The organism is Ktedonobacter sp. SOSP1-85 (assembly GCF_016587415.1).
GTDB lineage: Bacteria > Chloroflexota > Ktedonobacteria > Ktedonobacterales > Ktedonobacteraceae > Ktedonobacter.
In genome coordinates this window covers 1058055-1078185 of sequence record NZ_BNJI01000001.1, presented here as the reverse complement: position 1 = coordinate 1078185, position 20131 = coordinate 1058055, and the positions used below count along the sequence as shown (strand labels likewise).

The following is a 20131-nucleotide window of genomic DNA, read 5'->3' as shown; positions in this document are numbered from 1 at the left end:
TCAATAAGGAGTTCTGACGTGGAAACTATTCTGCAACGGCTGACTGACCTTGACGAGGTGTACGATGCCATCCTGGTGGGGAAAGATGGTTTGATCGTCTCGGGTATACTGCATAGCGAAGACGAGGAGGTCGTCGGCGCTATGTCCGCAGCCGCATTTGGTTCCATTACCAGTTTTACTGAGCAGATTAGCAATGGGGAAACCAGCCACGTTGTCATCGAGACGAAGAAGGGGACGATTCAAATGGAGGCGGCGGGCGATTTGATCCTGATCGTGACAACAACAGGTAAAGGTAATATGGGTCGCGTACGCCTGGAGATGAAGAAAGCCTGCGCGCAACTGAACGAACTGGTCACCACCGGCTACTAGGCGCGGGATGCAGAAAGGTTGATCCTTGACGGTTGCCCGACGCTGCTAAAGCACACATCTACATATGGTTGTTATATGTAGATGTGTGCTTTAGCAGCGTCGGGCCCACACTCAATGCCACTGTACACCGCCTTGGATGTGTAGCATCCATTGATCTTCCAGCCTCGAGTTGCTATACTGCGCGTGCGCATGGCAGTTAGCCATGCATACGTGGAGCATATTTCGCCTGAAACGCTTGCTTTTTCGGGCACAGAGGGCAATGCAGCAGGTAGGAGGGTGAGGGTGTTGGTCGTCGTGACCGATAGCCTCACCTTCCTATCTGCGGCGCAATGCCACAGAGACTAGCATTGCAATTACACAACCATTATATTAAGGAGATTTATTGTAACCATGGAGCAAACTCTTGTTCTGCTGAAACCCGACGCAGTCCAGCGCGATCTGGTCGGTGAAATAATTACTCGTCTTGAGCGCAAAGGTCTGAAGATCGCTGGCCTCAAAATGATGCGCCTCTCAGATGAGCTGCTCAACGAGCACTATAGCCACCTGGTGGGTCGCAGCTTCTTCCCCGAGGTCAAATCCTTCATGCAGCTTACCCCCGTGGTCGCGCTCTGCCTTGAGGGCGTCGAGGCCGTCGACACGGTCCGTGCACTCTGTGGCATCACCAAGGCGCGCGAGGCGGCTCCTGGCACCATTCGTGGCGAGTTTGCCATGAGCGTGCAGGCGAACCTCATCCACTGCTCCGATTCCCTGGAGACGGCCAAAGCCGAGGTTCCTCGCTTCTTCAAAGCCGAGGAGCTCTTCGAGTACAAGGATATCCTCGAGACCTACGTGTATAATTCGAGCGAGCGCGAGTAGTCGCACGGTCGCAAGATCAGAAAACAAACAAGGGAGACTTGTCCATAAGAACAAGTCTCCCTTGTTTGTTTATCCTGACCCAGGTCTATGGCCTGGTGAAGAGACATGAGGAGTGTAGGTAGGGCTCAGCTGGCTTTGCTGGCTCGTTTCTCGTTCCGGTTTACTTTGACGGGTTCTTCTTGTGTGCCTGCCGCAGCCTGGCTCGATGAGGCTTTTTTCTGTTCGCTAAGCCGCCAGCAGCGCGTTTTGCTGCGGAAACATTTATCCTGCTCTTCTAAGGTCTCTGGCGGGGTCCCTTGCAGGCAAAAGACCTGGTACATGGGCTCTCCTGAGACATCGTTGCAGGGAAACCAGCGTTCCCGGTAACAAGGGCAGGCATTCTTGTGTTTCCGCCAATTTGAATTTTCAGATGGATGAGTGTAGATTTCGCCTGCCAAATTGTCTCCTTATCCTTCCTAAATTGTTTCGTATATTGAAGTTACTATGGGTACCCGTAGTATATCACATTGTTTTTAGAATAATAGAGCAAAGACTACAGACAAAACGGGTCAGTTTATGGTATAATAGCTGTAAGATGACGTTACTCCCGCTATAACTCCACCATTGCCCGCTCTACTTGTGATTTCCCCCTTGCGACTTCTCGCCACTGCGTGGCTCGCCGGGTAAGTGTGTGGGGGCGCACTGGCTCCGCCAGTGCGCCCCCACACACTTACCCTTTATGGAAGAGCTGGTGTATGCCCCCACGCATACCTTTTATGGAAGAGCCGATACGCGCCCCCACTTACCCTTTATGGAAGAGCCAGGAGCTTGTATATGGCGCTAGAAAGTAATGTTTGTTGTAGGGAGCACTCTGATAGGATGGGTGGGATGGGCAAGCTGTGCGAGAAGATGATTGTGGTGGGCGACAATCTGAGCGGTGGTCAACTTACCATTGTCGCTAGTGGTATGACCATCGGCTACCAGGTACACATCGTAGTTGAGGGAGGCGGCGCGGCGGCAGGTGGCATCGACACAATATTCTGTTTGGGCGCCAGTCACCACCAGGCGTGTGACCCCAAGTGATTGAAGTGTGTCGTGCAGTGAACTCTCATAAAAGGCATCGGAGGCACTCTTGTGGACGATAATGTCCTCAGAATGAGGAGCAACCAGGGGATGAATCTGCCAGCCTGGAGTACCGGGTTCTAATGGATGCCCAGATCCACCACCATGCTGGATATAGAGGATCGGGACCTGCTGATTGCGTGCCCGTTCAAGCAACTCGACGAGAATATGTAAGACCGCAGCCTCTTCTTCATATGCCTCATCAAACAGGCCATTTTGGACATCAATCAACAGGAGAGCAGTCTGTGCAGCCATAGCAGTTTCCTTGTGGTATAAACTATTCGAGACAACCATTATAAAGTACTCTCTAGAGCATACCCTCCCTTCAGGATAAAATATGTCCTTATTCACCAATTTTTTTGAAATGGGAAAAGTGGGAAGCTGAACAATTTCGTCCTGAAAAGCGTATCCTCTCTCAAGGCTTAATCGTACTATCTATAGAATGGCATAGCGCGCTCACCTGGCTGTCTGAAGTCACTTGAGTCAACCATCCCTTGGTGCAGGATTGCAGTGTATTACAAGGCAAGCGGCGTTTCTAGACGCTGTTAGAACCGGAGCTACCGTTGTTTGAACCGAAGTCTGATCCAAATATTTCTGCTATGCCTCCGCAAAAGGAGGCTTCAGCTATAAGGCAAGAGGAGCGTGACATCGCGCCCTGGACGCTTAATGATGTTATGTTGGGTGTGGTGCTTACCGCCATCCTCTGGCTTGTCTCCGCCGTCATCTATTCCAGTTATACCGCAAGTACGGCCTCCATCACCAATAACCCGCTCAAAGCCTTCCTGATCCTTGTCCTGGCTACCCTGGTTGAGGGCGTCTTCATAGCGGGACCATTGCTTATAGCCTGGCGTACAACCCGGCCTGCTGAAGGGAAATCGCATTGGCGGGTCGCCCTGGAAGGGCTGGGGTTCAGGCGTTTCCATGTCTGGCATGCTTGTGTCGCTATCATTGGTTTCTTCTTTCTAATCTACCTGGCAAACTTTGTATATCAGGCCGTAATCACGACCTTTCACTTGCCGATCCAGACCAATGACCAGTACATTTTTGAGAAAGGGAGGATCGATCCGCTTACTACATATGCCACGCTGGCGGCTGGTGTGCTTGTGGCGCCCATTTGCGAGGAGATCTTCTTCCGTGGCCTCTTACTCGGCGGCTTGCGCCGGAGCATGTCCAATGGTTGGGCGATTATTATCAGCGCGGTTGTCTTTGCCCTTGCGCACTTTGATCCCGGTTCGTTTGTGGTCCTGCTGGTGATTGGCTTGATTCTTGGCTATTTGCGCTGTCGCATGCGTTCCATCTGGCCAGGAATTCTTTTGCATACGCTCAATAATGCCTATAGTTCGCTGCTGATTGTGTTGGCGCTAACCCACGTTATCAATGTTTAGGGACTTCTCGCCACTACATGGCTCGCTGGTCAGGGTGTGATGGTGTGGCTGGCTCTGCCAGCCACACCATCACACCCTGACTCGTTTGAGGGTTGAGAAATTTGTGGCGCTTATGCGTACTTTTGGTGGCGGAGTTCGCCCTGGATGAGGCGGCAGAGGGCCAGGAAGAAGCAGAGCATCGCTACCTGGGGGAGGAAGACGCTGTCAGCACCTGTAATGAGCTTGGGGATGCTGAAGAGGAGTGAGAGGAGCGAGGCAAGCCCAAACAGGATGGTGGGGCTGGTTTGCGTTTTCCAGCAAGAGGGGCGTAGCCACCAGATGGCGATACCCAGGCAGCGTGCCGTGATGCCCATCCAGCTCTCGATGTTCTCCAGAGAGCGCGCATCGAGAGGGCTGAAAAAATAGAGGCCCAGCACGACCAGGGCGCCGACGAGAGGAAGCAGGGCGACAAAATAGCTGTCCCAGCGTTTGATGGGGGTGCGATGGATGGAGAGGCAGGCATAGGTGCCCAGCAGCACAATAGAGGGCGCGGTTGTAAAGTAGGCGATGAGGGCATCATCCAGGTGGGGGGTGAAGGTCCGCAGCGCAAAGTTAAGGAGCGAGAGCACTCCCCAGGCGCCTCCACAGATGCTTCCCAGGCGTAGCCAGGTGTTGCGCGAGGTAAAGAGAAGGGTAATCCAGCCCCCAAAGACGAATGCGGTCTCGACGAGGAGGATCTTGCTGTTGGGAGATAGGAAGGGCAGGTGATTTTGCAGGCCCTGAGCTATCAGGCTGCCAGCACTCAGCCAGATGACCGCCAGTAGCGCGAAAGTCACTATAAAGCGCGGCGTCCAGATAATAACCTCTTTCTCTGGAAGCGCTTTAATGGGTGTTTCAGGCTGCTTGAGCTCTTCAAGCTCGGGAGCAAGCATGGGCGTATGGATAGCTTGTTCAATGGGGGTGGCGATACGTTCTGGCATCCTAAATGTTTAACCTTACCTCTCAGTTTTTGTAGCTCTGTTGTTTCTAACGTTTGGGCAGCATATTCGGGTACATTTTTTCTTCCCATAAAAGAGTGATCTTGCGCGCGACGCGAGAGATGCGGCGCTATGCACAAGATCACAGGTATTTATTTTCGCGGCAATGGCGGACAATAGTCCTAATCGAGGTCGACACCAATCAAGCGTGCAGCCTGTTTGCGGAGTGATTGCAGACCATTGCTGAAGCGTACAGGATAGGATTGCTCTGGTGCGAGGGTGCGATATCTGGCAGGAAGCGCCTCCAGATTTTGCTGGGCCAGCTCGCGGATCTCTGAGAGTGGGGGGAGGCTACCGGGAATAATTTCGCCGTTGCGCACCACGGGGCGCAGCAGGCGTTGGTAGCCCTCTGGATGTGGTTCATGGGAAAGCTGAATAACATCCTCTTCCCAGTTGGGGTGGCGATAAATCTCTTTCTTGCCTGGCCAGGTACTTTTGGCGCCTGCGATCTTCATTTTGGGATATTCGGTCCCTGACTCGTCGACGTACCAGACCTCTTTATAGACGGTCCCAAGCGAGCCACCGGCGATGCCACGCTCAACGGAGCCCGCGCCATAGCCCAGAGTGGTCCCGATGCCAAAGGAATCTATAGTCGCTCCGGCCTCGAGTAGTTCACTGATCTTCCACTCGTCCAGGTCACCACTGGCAAGGATGCGTACGCTGTGTAGTCCGGCCTTGTCGAGCTGTTCGCGGATATAGATACTATCAGAGGCGAGATCGCCACTATCCAGGCGGACTGCGGCCAGGGTATGCCCCATCGTCTCTTGCGTGCGTAGCGCGACCTCAATGGCTTTATGGATCGCCGCACGTGCATCATAGGTATCCAGGAGCAGCGTATAGCGATTATAGGCCTCAGCAATGGCGTAGAAGGATTCTTCCTCGGTCGGGAACATTTCAATCAAGGCGTGAGGCACGGTTCCTGTCGCGGGTAGGCGATACTCATAGGCGGCATTGAGCAGTGAGGTGCTGGCACAGCCACCAATGTAGGAGGCACGCGCCACCGTCATAGGCTCCTGAGCGCGGCGGAAGGCGAACTCGGCCACGCGGCGTGTACGATCTTTTTCAGCGGCATAGACAATGCGCGAAGCCTTAGTGGCGATCAGAGTTGAAAGCCCTATGGCCTGTAGCAGCCCGGCCTCCAGCAATATAGCCTCGCGGAAGGGAGCCGTCACGCGCATAATAGGTTCGTTAGGAAAGGCGATAGAGCCCTCTGGTAAGGCCAGGATTTCACCTGTAAAGCGTGTCTGCGCCAGTTCATCGAGGAATGAGGCATCGTAGTCGCGGATGCGCGCAAGGAACTCCAGTTCTTTGTCGCTGTAGCGGAAGGCCTGCACAAACTCAAGCGCGGCCTCCAGACCTGCAACCAGCATATAGGTACCACCGAAGGGTGCTGTACGGGTATAGAGATCGAAGGTTGTGAGTCCATTATAGCCGGTGCGCCACGAAACATATGCTGAATCTGGATGATACATATCACTCATTAATCCTGGATGGTAGTTGGGTGCGCGACGATTCATAAACAAACCTCTTCAGGCAATGCCCTCTGCAAAATTATGCTTCTGCCAAGTTAGTGTACATCTTACCATATTTAAGCAAGTCAATGTCTGTTAAAGGGTCATGCGGGTGTCTATGTCGGGCATGTGTCCGACATAGACACCCGCATGACCCTACTCTTATGAGGGGAGTTGAGGCTTGCGTACCCCCACTGGTACTACTCTGGTACTATCCTTCTCTGCTTTATAAGGAGTCGTTATTGCTTTTTATGTGCCTTCAAGTCTTATGGGGTCCTAGTTTTAGTGCTTCTAAAGTATTGTTAAATAATATTTAGATACTTTTGTCAATTGCTTGCTATAGCCTGGGGGTACTATGTTTTCTCAAGTCTGGGAAATGATAGCCGTATATCTTTAGTGTCAAGACGCGGTGACATGAGACATATAAAGTCACCCACAAACGTTTGTGCCAGGACACAAGCGATGTACCACTAATGAGATACAATCACTGATTTTTGACTGATTTTGTAAAAGGTAAAAGGAGCATACGTGAAAGAGCATACTATCCAGACATCCAAACAGCCTAAGAACATAAAGAGCTTGCTGCTGAAGCTTGGAATGGCGACACTGTTTGGTGTTATGATGATGACCGCCATGCTTGGTTTGGGTGCGCGGACAGCCTCTGCTAAAGTTCACACGGCTAATGCCAATGCAGATGTCGTTTCGATGATTCGCCAGGTCTTTGGCCCTCACGCCAACCAGGCGATCAACATCGCCCGTTGTGAGTCGCACTTTAATCCGAGTGCGACCAACTCGCAGGCGATTGGCAATAGCCACGCGGCAGGTGTCTTCCAGATCCTCTACCCAAGCACCTGGAATGGGACGCCTATGGCTGGTAGCTCACCTTATGATGCCTACGCCAACATCAAGGCCGCTTACCACATCTTCCAGCGCGACGGCTACAGCTGGTACGAGTGGCAGTGCCAGCCCTAATCAATAAAGAATAGCGTATACGCAACATCCCACCTGATGAAATATCAGGTGGGATGTTTGCTTTTGTAGAAGTGACTTCTCGCCACTGCGTGGCTCGCAGAGTAAGGGAGTATGGTGGCGGCGTGGCTCTGCCACGCCGCCACCATACTCCCTTACAGAAAACCGGGCGAGAAAGCCCCGGTCATTGATGCCGGGGATGAATCGCTCTTCCTTTTTGGTCAAGCTCGTAGCCTTATGGAAGAAACCGTTCTCTGATGAGAGTCTTTCCATTGGCTAGTCTACCCCTCTCGTCTACTCATGGGAATACAACCCTGTTTCATCCGTGCTGGTGCTCGCAAGGGCATCACGCTTTTTGGGAGGCTGGGATGGGAGGGAGCCGCTTATGATGCTCATTCTTCCTCATCGTTTTCCTCCCCTCTTGACATACCGCTTTTTTGCTATAGAATATGCTCATAGCATCAAAGGAAGGTCAATCAGCCCAGATGAAGCGAGCCAAGACGCCGACATTTCTCCTCGAATTGCCCCTCCAGGTTGATTGGAGCAGTGAACGACAGCTGCGTGCGCATCTGGAAGCCGCACGCTGTCTGTATAATGCGCTGCTCTCTGAAGGCAACGCACGGCTCCAGCAGATGAGGAATGACCCCGCCTGGGCGCGTGCACGCGCCATCCCTCGCTCTGGGCGAGAGGAACGAGCACAGGCCTTCTCGCAGCTGCGCAAGAAGCATCACTTTTCCGAATACGAGCTGCATGCCTTCGCCAAAACGGCCCGCGTCTGTTGGCTTGCGGACCACATTGATGCCACCATGGCGCAAACTCTGGCCACGCGAGCCTATCAAGCCGTCAATCGCGTCTGTCTCGGCAAAGCCAAACGGGTGCGTTTTCGCAGCAAAGGACGTGGCATCGATAGCGTGGAGGGCAAGCGCAACGACGTGGGGTTGCGCTTCGTCCTCCACCCCAACGCTGGGGATGGTGGGTTTCTCATCTGAAATCAGCAGGTCGTCCCTGCCATCATCGACTGGTGTGACCCGGTGATCCAGCATGGGTTGCGTCACACGATCAAGTATGTGCGCTTGCTGCGTCGCAAAGCTCCCAGTCCACAGGCTCAGGGAGCCGACGCGTCAGGCAACCGCTATAGCGTGCAACTCATCTTAGAGGGGCACGCCTTCGTCAAGAAAACGCATGAGAAGATTGGCTCGGAGACTATTGGCCTCGATATCGGCCCCCAGACGCTCGCCATCGTCCCGTGTGAGGGGAAAGCCCAGCTGGTGACCTTCTGTGAGCAACTCGTCCCCAATGCCCGCAAGAAGCGACGCCTCCAGCGCCAAATGGAGCGGCAACGCCGCGCGAACAATCCAGAGCACTATGATGAGTTGGGACGCATCAAGAAACATGGCAAGAAGCGCTTGCGGTGGAAAGAGAGTCAGGGGTACAAGCACACACGTAGGCAGCATGCCACTGCGGAGAGAAACCTGGCCGCCCACCGCAAGAGTCTGCATGGCAAGCTTGCCAACGACATCGTCAAGGTGGGTCACACGATTGCCCTCGAAAAAACCTCGTTTGTGGCCTGGCAAAAGCAGTATGGGAGAAGCATCGGACTTCGCGCTCCAGGGATGTTTGTAGCGCATCTGGCCCGCATAGTTGCAAAAACTGGCGGCACCCTGAGCGAAGTCTCTGCCTTCAAGACCAAATTGAGTCAATATTGTCATGGCTGCGGAGCCTACGTCAAGAAGCCCAGATCGCAGCGCTGGCATCACTGTCCCTGCGGCTGTGGACCGGTGCAACGCGATCTGTACTCGGCCTTCTTGCTGGCTCACCTGCAAGCAGAACAGATCATCCCCTCTGTCACCCAGTCGGACTGGGAAGGTGCGGAGCCGCGCCTGCGAGCCGTGATGGAGGATCTGCACCAACGTGCGAATGAAGGGCATGTCTTGCCCCGAAGCATGGGCGTGGTGGCTTCTGGCAAAGCTGCCCGTGCCAGAGCGCGTCGGCTCGAACGTCCTGCCTATCCCCACCAAGAGCCGTTCTCCCCCGAAAGGGAGAGCGGAAGCGTTGGGTGAGCAACAGGACCCCCGCGCATTCATGCGCCGGGGAGGTCTCAGTCTATCAGGTATGAGGAGAAGGATGGGGCAAGTCCATCCCAAGTTGAAGCACCTCATGCGCTGATGATGTCTATATGTTCTCAGGCTAGGAGTAGGATGATGCCGGTGGCGATCATGCCGAGGGCTGCCAGGATTTGCATATAGCCAAGAGGCGGCAGGATGCGTGCGACCAGGAGAAATAGTAAGAGCGCGCCAATACTCCAGAGGATAAGCCAGCCCAGGCGCAAAATCATGTTGGTGTGATGCTCTTGCATAAGCGTATCCTTCTACCATGCTGTGTTGCTACATTGATAAATGATGATAAGACCTTTTCTTTAGCATAGTCAGTAGACGAAATATTTTGTGTCTCTGTTGATCTGACAGGGCGAGCGTTAAGTTTAATACGTGATGCTAGAGGATATAGCTTCACCCGGTTTTGTTTGCCTGTTACCCTTTTTCTTAACTTTTCCCGTCTATGTCAATGTGTGGATGAGCCTGGCTGGCTTGATAAACGCATTGCTGGCAGGTTGTTGTGTGAGGGGCATACTGGAGATAGCTGTAGCTTTTTGGCGCTCACAATATTGTTGCGTTACATAGAGGAAAAGGTAAGGGGCAGACCCATGAAGATTGTTGTTATTGGTAGTGGCTTTGGTGGTTTGACCGCCGCGATTCGTTTGCAGGCTCAGGGACATGAAGTGATCATTCTTGAGAAGCGCGATAAGCCAGGTGGGTGCGCCTATGTATATGAGCAAGATGGCTTTACTTTTGATGGGGGACCAACCATTATTACGGCTCCCTGGCTGATTCACGATCTCTTCACGCTCTGTGGCAAAGAGACGGCGGACTATGTCAATTTAATGTCGATCAATCCTTTTTATAATATTCGCTTTGAAGATGGTTCTGTCTTTCATTATGCTGGTGATCGTGAGCATATCTTAAATGAGATCCGACGCTTTAATTCCGATGATGTGGATGGCTATCTGCGTTTCGCCCACGATACGGAGCAGATTTATGAGAGGGGCTTTGAATTAATTGACCAGCCCTTTACAACAGTGTCTTCAATGGCGAAGGTGGTACCGGACCTGGTGCGCTTGCAGGCTTATAAGTCGGTTGCGGGCCTGGTGAACCAGTATATGAAGGATGAGCGCTTACGCCAGGTCTTTAGCTTTCATCCTCTCTTGATTGGGGGCAATCCCTTTGAGAGCACCTCTATCTATGCGCTGATCCATACGTTGGAGCGCAAGTTTGGCATCTGGTACGCTCAGGGTGGTACCGGGGCACTGGTCAAGGGCCTGGTCAAGCTGTTTGAGGATATGGGAGGCACGTTGCATCTCAACCAGGAGGTCGGGCAGATCCGGGTGGACGAGCGCACTGGCCTGACGAGTGGCGTTGTGCTCAAGTCGGGAGAGTATATTGCTGGGGATAGCGTGGTCTGTAATGCCGATGTGGCTTATTCTTACCTGAATCTCGTGCCTGCGAAGGCCCGGCGCAAGTATACCGATAGCCGGATCAAGAAGATGCAATACTCGATGTCGCTCTTTGTGATCTACTTTGGTACGGATCGCAAGTATGAGGATGTCGCGCACCACGAAATCCTGATGGGACCGCGTTATAAAAGTTTGCTGGATGATATCTTCAAGCGCAAGGTCCTGGCGAAAGATTTCTCGCTCTATCTGCATCGTCCTACAGCGACCGATTCCTCGATGGCCCCCGAGGGCTGTGATTGCTGGTATGTGCTCTCTCCGGTACCACACCTGGGCAGTGGGATCGATTGGACACAGATGGCGAAGCCCTATCGGGACTCGATCATTCACTACCTGGAGGAGCGCTACCTGCCGGATCTCTCGAAGCATATTGTGAGCGAGCACTATATCGATCCGTTGCATTTTCAGAATACATTGAACAGCCATCTGGGCAGCGCCTTCTCGGTTGAGCCGATTCTGACACAGTCGGCCTGGTTCCGCCCGCATAATGTGAGTGAGGATATTGCCAATCTTTACTTTGTGGGTGCAGGAACTCACCCCGGTGCGGGTTTACCTGGAGTCATGAGTTCAGGTAAAATAGTAGCAGATATGATTGGTCAGGATGGCCAAAAAGGGAAAGTTAATTTAGGGGAAGTAAGTGGAGGAAGGAAAAACGTGTTACAGGCGCGTACATAGGAGAGACAGGCGGTTCGCTCACATAATTGAGTGGCAAGCTATTTACCTGTATGCGGCAAGGGTGTGCCTCACGATGAGGCAGGCCTTGGCCGCCGAGGAGCCACCAGCTTAGGGTGGAAAAGCGTGTATGCAGGTAAATAAGCGTCATTGGAGCGCATGTTGTGCGTGCTTAAGGACACGTGCCATGCATTCCGTGGTCACCTAGAAGGAGGGCAGCCATGTCTGAGCAGCGTCGCTGGGCATTGGGTGTCGCGACCGGTACCGGCATCCTGGGCTTGACAGTTACTAGTGGTCTGGCGTTTATTGCGAATTATATCGTAGAGGAGTTTTCTCGACCGCACCTGGTTCTGGATGAGTCCGGTTTCACCTGGACCACGCCTCAACCTGCCTCTGATCCTGATCCCTCGTTGCAACGATCCCTACTCTTCAAAACCGTCGATGGCAAACTGCTTAGCGGTGACTTCTGGGCACAGCCGTGTCCAGCTCCCACAGTCGTCCTCTGTCATGGATATCGTATATCGCGGGCGCACCTGCGCTCCGTAGCTACCTTAGAGTATGCGCGTGGCTATAATGTGATGGCCTTTGATTTTCGCGGGCATGGAGGCAGTGAAGGGGCTTCCACGAGTGGGGGAAATGTTGAGGTGCGTGATCTCGAAGCCGCTTTGATTGTAGCATGTAGTCAGCCGGAGACGTTGCCAGGGCGTATCATCATCCATGGCTTCTCGATGGGAGCCTCCGTGGCTCTGCTGACTCCTCCACATCCCGATGTCTGTGCCATCATCGCCGATAGTCCCTATGCGCGCTCCGACGAGGTCATGCGTAGGCTGGTGCAGTACCGCCTGCTGGAGGCCAGTAATCGCTGGAAACGCTGGCCGCGCCTGGTGGGTCAGTTGCGCTCCCTCCTGCCTCCGCTGGCCTGGGCGACCGTGGGCATGAGCGTGCTTGTCTTCCGCCTGCGCTTCGGCTTCACTTTTGTGGCGCGTCCGGATGCTAGCTTTAAACGCTGGCAGGGCTGGAAAACCTATGCCCAGACTTCGGATCGTCGGCGCCCCGTGCCTATCCTCTTGATTCATGCTGAAGGCGATCAGCTCATTCCCATTGCGCACGCGCGTCAGATCGCCAGCCAGGCCAAGATTTACGAGGTTCCCCTGGAGACCTACTTTGTCGAGGGGGGATCGCACTGTGATGCCTATGGATATAATCCGCGTCAGTACAATAGTGTCCTAAAGAATTTTCTAGAGCGTCAGCTGGGACCAGATTTTCCCGAGCAGCACCGTAATGATGAGGGCGAGAACTAAATAGTTGCTAGCCAAGCGAAAATATCAGGCCTGAGTACCTGGACAGGAACACTTGAACACTTGCAAAAAAAGCGTTTTTATGTGCATAATCTTTTTAGGGATAAAAGTATGTTTTATGGTGAAACGCGCATAAGTTGTCTAATAGCTGATGTATTACCCGGTAAGTGCCCTTCTAAAGGAGAGACATGCTGACACCTGATGAGATAACACCCACCACGGGCGAATTGGAGCGCATTGTACGTGTTCCCGATCGCCGGAGTGCGCTGCGCTTGAAGCGGCAGCAGTTACGTCATCAACCAACGACCGATGCCCTACCCAATCTTCATGTAGTGACGCCCCCGCCACGTAGTGCTCCCCGCCAACTTACACAGACGCGCGAAGAAAATCGACATCTGCGAATGATGCTGGAGACGGTGCGTGAGGAATTGTACCAGGCGCGCCAGGAGTATACTCTGCTTCATGCGCGCTATGAACACGATGTCGCCGTCATTCATAGCGCGCACCAGCAGGAGATGGACGCGCATGGGCAGCAATTGCAGGAGGTATTGGAGGCGCATACTAGCCTGCAGCGTGAGCACCAATCCCTTGCGACGCGTTTTCAGGAGTTACAACAAACGCTTGATGCCTCGGCCTCACAACTCGCGCAGGAGAAGATTGCGCAAGTGACACAAGAGCTGGAAGTTGCCCCAGAGACGACTCCGCCCTTGCTGGAAGGCGTGCTTGAGACGCTCCAGCGCCACGCGAAAGAGCGGGAAGACAAAAACCTGGTAGAAATTCTCTTCTTAAAGCGTGAGATCCAACGTATGAACGAGTGTCTTGAGCACGAACGCCAGCAAGTAGACGCCGAGCGGCAGAAGTTGCTGGCGCTGCAGAACTCGGCGCGCGAGCAGGCCGAGCTACGAGAGCAGATGGTTGAGGCGCGTTTCCAGGCGCGCTGGCGTATGCGAGCCATTGTATCGTCAATTGGTATGCTCTTGCTGCTGGTCGCGCTCCAGTTTGGTGGTTTGCATCTTCTCCATGCCGATACCAGTCCTCTGCTCTCGCTGGCGTTGATTGCGCCCATCGTCATCTGTGTTGTCTGTGCGATTGTGTTTGCGACCCCCGTCTCGATGGTAAAAATCATCTATCATGGAGCACCACATAAACGGAGAGTGAAAGCCTGAACTGAATGAAAGTCACAATTGAATAGTTGTTCTGGCGAGAGGTTGGCCCGTTTGATTACGGCGTTAGCCCTCTCAAAATAAGCCCGGTTGCCTGGATGAGTCTGAAGATCTTTTTCTAGGTAGGTCGCAGTTCGACGCGACTTCCTATGCATTCTCTCCAACTTCATCAAGCGACCGGGTTTTTGCGTGGTATTCAGGCGCGACTGGCGGGGGGAGCGAGCGTTTTATCCTTTGAGGAGTCTTTATCGTGTACTATAGAGAGAAGGTTTTTGTAATGAAGGAGAATATGTTATGACTCAGCAGGCTGAAGCCTCGCAGAAATTGAAGCCACATAAGATCTGGCAGGATGGGCATATGCCCCAGCCCTGTGCAATTGTCATATTTGGGGCGACTGGCGACCTGGCGCAGCGCAAGTTGCTCCCAACACTGGCACATTTGATGCATGATCATCCCCTCCCTCAGAGCTTCTGTATTGTGGCCTTTGCGCGCCGTCCCCTGGATGATGAGCAGTGGCGCGCGATGGCGCTGAAGTCCATCAACACCTATATGCCTGAGGATGATCGCCTGGATGAGGAAGGGCAGAAGCAGTTTGCCTCGCGTCTCTTCTACTGCCAGTCGACGTTTGAAGATCCGCAGGGATATCAGAAGCTCAAGCAGCTCTTAGAGAAGTTGGATCGCGAGCAGGGGACGGCTGGCAATCGTCTCTTCTACCTGGCGACGCCTCCCGAAACGGATAGCCAGATTATCGCGCAACTGGGCGCGGTGGGCCTGTCGCATGCGGGTCAGGGCGCGGAGAATGGGCATGACGAGCGTGGGAACCATAGCAATAACCATGGCAAATCCTGGGCCAGGATTATTATTGAGAAGCCCTTTGGGCATGACCTGGCAACGGCGCAGAAGCTGAACCGGGACCTGGGCCGCGTCTTCCGTGAAAACCAGATCTATCGCATCGATCACTATATGGGTAAGGAGACGGTGCAGAACATCCTGGCGTTCCGCTTCTCCAACGGCATTTTTGAGCCACTCTGGAACCAGCGCTATATCGACCACGTGCAGATCACAGTCGCCGAGTCACTGGGAATTGGCACGCGTGCCGAGTTCTATGAGAGTGAGGGCGCGATCAGGGATATCGTGCAGAACCATATTATGCAGGTGCTGTGTCTGACGGGTATGGAGCCGCCAGTGGCCTTTGATGCGGAGGCAATTCGCGATGAAAAGGTCAAGCTGCTACGCGCGATCAATCCTCTGACACCGGACGAGGCCAAACAGGACGTGGTACGCGCGCAGTACGTGGCAGGCGAGGTTGATGGCAAGCACGTTGTGGGCTACAAGGAAGAACAGGGCGTGAAGCCTGACTCGACGACGGAGACCTTTGTGGCGCTCAAGTTCTTTATTGAGAACTGGCGCTGGGAGGATGTACCATTCTATATTCGTACGGGCAAGCGTCTGCCCAAGCGTAGCACTGAGGTGACCATCCAGTTCAAACGTGTGCCGCATCAACTATATAAGCCATCTGAGACGAAGGGACTGGTGCCTAATCGTTTGACGATCCGTATTCAGCCGGATGAAGGCATCGCGCTTAAGATTGGGGCCAAGGTGCCTGGCGCGGCCAACCAGCTAAGTTCGGTCGATATGAGCTTCTCTTATAACCAGGCTTTCGGTATTGAGTCACCTGAAGCCTACGAGCGGCTGATCGCGGACTGTATTCTGGGTGACTCGACGCTCTTCATTCGTCGCGACGAGATCGAGGCGTCCTGGCGTATTATCGATAGCATTACTAAGGTTTGGAAGCAGTTACCTCCCTCAACAGTGCATACTTATACCGCTGGAACCTGGGGGCCTGTTGAGGCGAATGAGTTGCTTGAGCGCGATGGACGTTCTTGGGATAACCCTTAGTTGCCTGTGGCACGACGCTGCTGAAGCACGCGTCTACATATCATAGCACCTGCGGTGCGTCGCATAGGGTAAGGGAATGTGCTAGTGGGCTGGCTCCGTCAGCCCACTAGCACATTCCCTTACCCTAAATAAATGCAAGGAGAGAGGCCATGCCTGGCATGACCTCTCTCCTTTATGAGGAAATTTAATCGGTGCTACCCGAAATAGGTTATGTTAGCGGTCGCGGTCGCGGTTGCGGCCGAACTCGCCCTTTTCCTGCTGCTGCTTCTCCATCTCGAGCGCGCTGCCCTGGCGATTCTTCAGCTCTTGCTGGCCCTCGGAACGGTTGCCGTTCTGCTGTTGCTGCTGCTGTTGCTGCTGCTTTTTCTCCTGTTTGCGCTGCTCTTCTTTGCTATTGAAGTTCTCGTGTTTAGCCATGATGAAAGTTTCCTTTCTTAACACACTCGTGTGTGTACTCTAACACTCGTATTCGAGAAATACGTAGTAGTATACTGGTGATGTTGTATATGTACCGTCATCAACAGTGGTTTCTACATAACTCTCTATAGTTGATACTAACAACACTTTAAAATGAGCGATTTGAATAGCAAAGGTGAGTGTATATATAGTAATATTCTACTGAAAAAGAGGGCGTAATGGTGGCCCCACCATCACGCCCTCTTTTTCAGTAGAATATTAACCCAGGAGGTCTTCCATTTGTGAGAGGTAGGATTCGAAGAGCTGGAAGGCCTGGTGAACTGGCTCGGGCTGGGTCATGTCGACGCCCGCGTTTTTGAGCAGGTCGATGCTGTACTGAGAGGAGCCGGAACTGAGGAAGTTCAGGTAGCGGTCTACCGCTGGCTGACCCTCATGCAGGATCTTCTGGACCAGGGCAGACGAGGCCGAGATGCCCGTCGCGTACTGGTAGACGTAGAAGCTGGAATAGAAGTGGGGGATGCGTCCCCATTCGATGCTGATCAGGTCGTCGACGAAGGTCTCGCCGCCATAGTACTTCTCATTGAGCTGCTTGTAGAGCGCGCTGAGGGTATCGGCGGTAAGTGGTTCGCCCTCGCCGGCGCGTTTATGGATTTCCTTCTCGAACTCGGCGAACATAGTCTGGCGATAGAGGGTACCGCGCAGGTCCTCCAGGGCATGGTTGAGGATGGCTAAGCGCTTGCCTTTATTGCTGGTATGCTTGAGCAGGTAGTTCGTCAGCAGGCCCTCGTTGAGGGTCGAGGCGACCTCGGCGACGAAGATGGTATAGTCGCCATACTGATAGGGCTGATTGGTACGCGTGAAGTAGGAGTGCAGCGAGTGGCCCAGCTCGTGCGCCAGGGTGAACATGCTGTCGCGGTTCTCCTGGAAATTGAGCAGGATAAAGGGGTTGGTGCTATAGGAGCCGCCGCTATAGGCGCCGCTGCGTTTGCCGGGGGTCTCGTAGATGTCAATCCAGCGCTCGGAGAGGCCCTTCTTAAGCGCGCTGATATAGCGTTCGCCCAGGGGGGAGAGAGCCTCGACGATGATGTCACTGGCCTCCTGATAGGTTAGCTTATCCTCCTGCTCCTCCACGATGGGGACATACAGGTCATACATGTGCATCTCATCGAGTTTGAGGACGCGCTTGCGCAATTGTAAATAGCGGTTGATCAGAGGGATATGGTCATGGACCGTCTGGATCAGGTTGTCGTAGACGCTTTCGGGAATATTGTGGGCTGAGAGTGCGCGCTGGCGGGTGCTTTCAAAGTTGCGCTGGCGTGTGTAGAAGGAGTCGGACTTGACCTGGCCCGAGAGGGTTGCGGCAATGGTATTACGCTGCTTTAGGAATGAGTTGTGCAGGCCTTCAAAGGCCTCCTTGCGCACGCGGCGATCTTTGCTACGCACGAAGACCAGGTAGTTGCCCTGGGTCAGCTCAACCTCTTCGCCCTGCTCATTGCGGATCTTGGGCAGCTTCATATCGGCGTTTTCGAGCATGGAGAAGATGGTATCGGGCGAGGTGGCCATCTCTTCGCTGGCTGCGAGCACGGCCTCGACCTCGGCGGAGCGGATATGCGGGCGCTTGCGGTTGAGATCATCCAACTGATGACGGTAGAGGGCCAGGCCGGAGACCTCTTTAATATAGCGCTCCAGGGTATCCTGGGGCAGGGCCAGGAGTTCAGGCTCGATGTAGGAGATAGCGGTCACGACCTGTACATAGAGTTGCATGGCGCGGTCGGCCATTCCCTGGTAGAGGCTATTAGTGGTATCTTCGTCGCGGCGCATCGAGGTATAGACGTAGAGGCGCTCCAGGACCTCACCCACCTCATCGCGTTTTCTGAGCACATGAAGGAGAGCCTCGCCATTCTGGCCTAAAGTGCCTTGCAGGGCCGCCAACTCTGAAATGTTGCCCTGGATGCGCTTAAAATCTTGCTCCCACTCCTCATTTGTGGCGTAAATGCTCTCAAGATTCCACTTAAAATCGGACGGAATCTCGTTGCGGTTCTTGAACGTTTGCACTGCTATACTACCTTTCACTACTACATAATGGTATGTGGGCAAATGCGGTCAAAATGCTGTGGTTGTGCGCGCTTGTATCGTACCATAAATTGAGTGTTTATGGTTAGCCGGGAGGGGAGAGGAAGCAGGAAATGTTGCCTGAAGTGGACCGACGCTGCTAAAGCACGCGTCTACATATAACGTTATATGTAGACGCGTGCTTTAGCAGCGTCGATAGGGAACTTTCTGTATCTCTCGTTCCCTATCTTTACTGAAAGACTACTCTTCACCTTCCTCGTCGTCCTCGTCCTCGTCCTCGTCCTCTTCATCGTAGAGGAGCAGGTCGTCGCGCTCGCCCCATTTGTTGAGGAAGCGGTAGAAATTACGCTTGCTCAGGCGGGAGCGCTCGTCATCTGAGTAGTAGGTCTCTTCGATCTCCTCGTGGCGCGTGAGGGGCAGGTCAGGCGTGACACACGTCTCCAGGCCCAGGTCGCGCATGGCGAAGTTGAAGTCGATATCCATGTAGTGTGGATAGCGATAATGTTCATCGAAGAGGCCGGTCTCCTTGAGCCGGCTGCGCCTGAAGGCCAGGCATTGTAGGTCAATGACCTCGACCTCTTGTTCCTCGCTCTCTTCAAAGTGGCGCAGGTCCGCGGTCACCCAGCCCTGGGCGCCGGTGATACCGACGTCGGGGTCCGAGAGGGTACGCGCGAGTGGGGTAAAGATATCGCCAGTCAGCTCAATGTGGCTGGAGAGCAGGACGATATCGCGCCCCAGGCTCTGTTTGAGGGCAAGATTGTATGCCTCTGCCGTCCCCAGGCGGCGCGATGGACGCACGAGGCGCAGGCGTGGCTCGTTATAGCGGCTGGCATCTGCCCAGAGGTCGAGGCCGTCCTGGGAGGCGTTGTCGACCAGCAGGATCTCGAGGTCTGCATCGCCAGCATGGCGTAGAACGCTCTCAATGCAGCGGCGCGTCTGGTCTTGCGTGTTGGTAGCCAGAATGATGATCGAGAAGTCGCAGGTCGCCTTCTCGTCGAGGCGTGAGGGAACCAGGCGTGTGAGCCGGTAGGTCTTGTCATCGACATCGACACTAGGAAGTATGACCAGGTGCGCTCCACGCGGGTTATCTTTTACGGCGTAGCCAGCTTCCTCAAGCTGCTGTTTCAGTTCGTCTGCACGTGCATATTGACCACGTCGCCGCAGTTGGTCGCGTTCGTGTGAGAGGGCTAAAATCTCGGGTGGTATGCTATGTCTAATAGGACGAGTAGTCATATCTCAAAATCCTTCCTTAGCTACGTAAAAACTCTATCCACATCTTCCCGCTCCTGGTTGAGTGCGAGACTGTTGTCGCGAGGATCGACTCTCTACTCATGCTAGCGTTGTTTGTGTTGAGTGGAGCCGTTTGGGTGTCTCTCAGGTGCTTTACCTGTCCAACCTCAGTGGATGAAGAGACGATAGGTGAGCAGGTGAAGCGCTAGTGGCACGTTTGTGGGGAAGCGCTGCTCCAGGACAACAATCTCGCTGATGGTAGCATCCAGATATTCAGCAACACCACTCTGTCCTCCTGTATCTTGTTCTTGTCCTGCTATAAGGGGAGCGTCCGCTATGCCAGTGTGGAGCCTGGATAGTTTGTGGGACGTTCATCTCAAGTCTAACATAGTGGAGTGTAATTGTACATAAAATTTGTGCATGCGTACCTCCAGTTACACACAGTAGGACGATGAGAAAAAGGTGGCTCGCTTAATGTTATCGTCTGGATCTGTGTCGTCATAGTAAACGGGACAGGTTGGAGGAATGTAGGATGTGGAGAGCATAGTGAGGACTCCATTTCTGGTATGTAAGCCTGGGTTGAGTGGCTTATGGCTTGCCAGATGTAC

At 53.7% G+C, this 20131-nt stretch carries 16 protein-coding genes and 1 pseudogene; 9 read left to right on the top strand and 8 right to left on the bottom strand.

Going from position 1 to position 20131, the window contains the following annotated elements; all coding sequences use genetic code 11:
- Positions 1–18 precede the first annotated feature (18 nt).
- Together KTE_RS04810 and ndk are read left to right on the top strand one after the other, a co-directional pair.
- Positions 19–369, top strand: a complete 351-nt coding sequence (locus KTE_RS04810; RefSeq protein WP_201371775.1) for a roadblock/LC7 domain-containing protein — start codon at positions 19–21, stop codon at positions 367–369.
- A 390-nt stretch (positions 370–759) separates the two neighbouring features.
- Positions 760–1224 (top strand): nucleoside-diphosphate kinase, encoded by a 465-nt coding sequence (gene ndk / locus KTE_RS04805; RefSeq protein WP_201379113.1) that lies wholly within the window; start codon positions 760–762, stop codon positions 1222–1224.
- A gap of 125 nt (positions 1225–1349) precedes the next feature.
- Here ndk and KTE_RS04800 read toward each other — a convergent pair whose 3' ends face one another.
- Entirely contained in the window at positions 1350–1544 is a 195-nt protein-coding gene (locus KTE_RS04800; protein ID WP_201379111.1) for a hypothetical protein, read from the bottom strand.
- A gap of 499 nt (positions 1545–2043) precedes the next feature.
- On the bottom strand, positions 2044–2580 hold the full coding sequence (locus KTE_RS04795; protein WP_201379109.1) for a cysteine hydrolase family protein: 537 nt from the start codon (positions 2578–2580) through the stop codon (positions 2044–2046).
- 344 nt (positions 2581–2924) lie between these two features.
- Between KTE_RS04795 and KTE_RS04790 the strand changes: the two genes are divergently transcribed.
- Entirely contained in the window at positions 2925–3710 is a 786-nt protein-coding gene (locus KTE_RS04790; protein ID WP_201379108.1) for a type II CAAX endopeptidase family protein, read from the top strand.
- A 110-nt stretch (positions 3711–3820) separates the two neighbouring features.
- Here KTE_RS04790 and KTE_RS04785 read toward each other — a convergent pair whose 3' ends face one another.
- Positions 3821–4669 (bottom strand): hypothetical protein, encoded by an 849-nt coding sequence (locus KTE_RS04785; protein WP_201379107.1) that lies wholly within the window; start codon positions 4667–4669, stop codon positions 3821–3823.
- Positions 4670–4848: 179 nt separating this feature from the next.
- Positions 4849–6243: a nicotinate phosphoribosyltransferase gene (locus KTE_RS04780; protein ID WP_201379106.1), complete on the bottom strand. Its 1395-nt coding sequence runs from the start codon at positions 6241–6243 to the stop codon at positions 4849–4851.
- A 522-nt stretch (positions 6244–6765) separates the two neighbouring features.
- On the opposite strand from KTE_RS04780, the gene KTE_RS04775 reads away from it, so the two are divergent.
- Together KTE_RS04775 and KTE_RS04770 are read left to right on the top strand one after the other, a co-directional pair.
- Positions 6766–7209 carry a transglycosylase SLT domain-containing protein gene (locus KTE_RS04775; RefSeq protein ID WP_201379105.1) on the top strand — a complete coding sequence of 148 codons (444 nt, stop codon included), beginning with the start codon at positions 6766–6768 and terminating at the stop codon, positions 7207–7209.
- Positions 7210–7691: 482 nt separating this feature from the next.
- Positions 7692–9266 (top strand): annotated as a pseudogene (locus KTE_RS04770) (transposase).
- A gap of 122 nt (positions 9267–9388) precedes the next feature.
- Here KTE_RS04770 and KTE_RS04765 read toward each other — a convergent pair.
- Positions 9389–9562 (bottom strand): hypothetical protein, encoded by a 174-nt coding sequence (locus KTE_RS04765; protein ID WP_201371783.1) that lies wholly within the window; start codon positions 9560–9562, stop codon positions 9389–9391.
- A 345-nt stretch (positions 9563–9907) separates the two neighbouring features.
- On the opposite strand from KTE_RS04765, the gene KTE_RS04760 reads away from it, so the two are divergent.
- From KTE_RS04760 to zwf, 4 genes are all read left to right on the top strand, one after another.
- A complete protein-coding gene (locus KTE_RS04760) occupies positions 9908–11446 on the top strand; it encodes a phytoene desaturase (RefSeq protein ID WP_201379099.1) in 1539 nt (512 codons plus the stop codon).
- A 218-nt stretch (positions 11447–11664) separates the two neighbouring features.
- Positions 11665–12744 carry an alpha/beta hydrolase gene (locus KTE_RS04755; RefSeq protein WP_201379097.1) on the top strand — a complete coding sequence of 360 codons (1080 nt, stop codon included), beginning with the start codon at positions 11665–11667 and terminating at the stop codon, positions 12742–12744.
- 185 nt (positions 12745–12929) lie between these two features.
- Positions 12930–13907: a CidA/LrgA family protein gene (locus KTE_RS04750; RefSeq protein WP_201379096.1), complete on the top strand. Its 978-nt coding sequence runs from the start codon at positions 12930–12932 to the stop codon at positions 13905–13907.
- Positions 13908–14198: 291 nt separating this feature from the next.
- Positions 14199–15803, top strand: a complete 1605-nt coding sequence (zwf, locus tag KTE_RS04745) for a glucose-6-phosphate dehydrogenase (RefSeq protein ID WP_201379094.1) — start codon at positions 14199–14201, stop codon at positions 15801–15803.
- Between the two features lie 213 nt (positions 15804–16016).
- Here the strand turns inward: zwf and KTE_RS04740 are convergent, their stop codons facing one another.
- The 3 genes from KTE_RS04740 to KTE_RS04730 all read right to left on the bottom strand — a co-directional run bounded on the left by KTE_RS04740 (position 16017) and on the right by KTE_RS04730 (position 19526).
- Positions 16017–16220, bottom strand: coding sequence for a hypothetical protein (locus KTE_RS04740; RefSeq protein ID WP_201379091.1), 204 nt, complete (start codon positions 16218–16220; stop codon positions 16017–16019).
- 258 nt (positions 16221–16478) lie between these two features.
- A complete protein-coding gene (pepF, locus tag KTE_RS04735) occupies positions 16479–18275 on the bottom strand; it encodes an oligoendopeptidase F (RefSeq protein ID WP_201379089.1) in 1797 nt (598 codons plus the stop codon).
- A 258-nt stretch (positions 18276–18533) separates the two neighbouring features.
- On the bottom strand, positions 18534–19526 hold the full coding sequence (locus KTE_RS04730; protein WP_201379081.1) for a glycosyltransferase family 2 protein: 993 nt from the start codon (positions 19524–19526) through the stop codon (positions 18534–18536).
- Between the last annotated feature and the right edge of the window lie 605 nt (positions 19527–20131).

Excerpts from the sequence above, each read along its gene's own strand:
- ndk (WP_201379113.1), top strand. The coding sequence starts at position 760 with ATGGAGCAAACTCTTGTTCTGCTGAAACCCGACGCAGTCCAGCGCGAT.
- KTE_RS04800 (WP_201379111.1), bottom strand. The coding sequence starts at position 1,544 with ATGTACCAGGTCTTTTGCCTGCAAGGGACCCCGCCAGAGACCTTAGAA.
- KTE_RS04795 (WP_201379109.1), bottom strand. The coding sequence starts at position 2,580 with ATGGCTGCACAGACTGCTCTCCTGTTGATTGATGTCCAAAATGGCCTG.
- KTE_RS04790 (WP_201379108.1), top strand. The coding sequence starts at position 2,925 with ATGCCTCCGCAAAAGGAGGCTTCAGCTATAAGGCAAGAGGAGCGTGAC.
- KTE_RS04785 (WP_201379107.1), bottom strand. The coding sequence starts at position 4,669 with ATGCCAGAACGTATCGCCACCCCCATTGAACAAGCTATCCATACGCCC.
- KTE_RS04780 (WP_201379106.1), bottom strand. The coding sequence starts at position 6,243 with ATGAATCGTCGCGCACCCAACTACCATCCAGGATTAATGAGTGATATG.
- KTE_RS04765 (WP_201371783.1), bottom strand. The coding sequence starts at position 9,562 with ATGCAAGAGCATCACACCAACATGATTTTGCGCCTGGGCTGGCTTATC.
- KTE_RS04760 (WP_201379099.1), top strand. The coding sequence starts at position 9,908 with ATGAAGATTGTTGTTATTGGTAGTGGCTTTGGTGGTTTGACCGCCGCG.
- KTE_RS04755 (WP_201379097.1), top strand. The coding sequence starts at position 11,665 with ATGTCTGAGCAGCGTCGCTGGGCATTGGGTGTCGCGACCGGTACCGGC.
- KTE_RS04750 (WP_201379096.1), top strand. The coding sequence starts at position 12,930 with ATGCTGACACCTGATGAGATAACACCCACCACGGGCGAATTGGAGCGC.
- zwf (WP_201379094.1), top strand. The coding sequence starts at position 14,199 with ATGACTCAGCAGGCTGAAGCCTCGCAGAAATTGAAGCCACATAAGATC.
- KTE_RS04740 (WP_201379091.1), bottom strand. The coding sequence starts at position 16,220 with ATGGCTAAACACGAGAACTTCAATAGCAAAGAAGAGCAGCGCAAACAG.
- KTE_RS04730 (WP_201379081.1), bottom strand. The coding sequence starts at position 19,526 with ATGACTACTCGTCCTATTAGACATAGCATACCACCCGAGATTTTAGCC.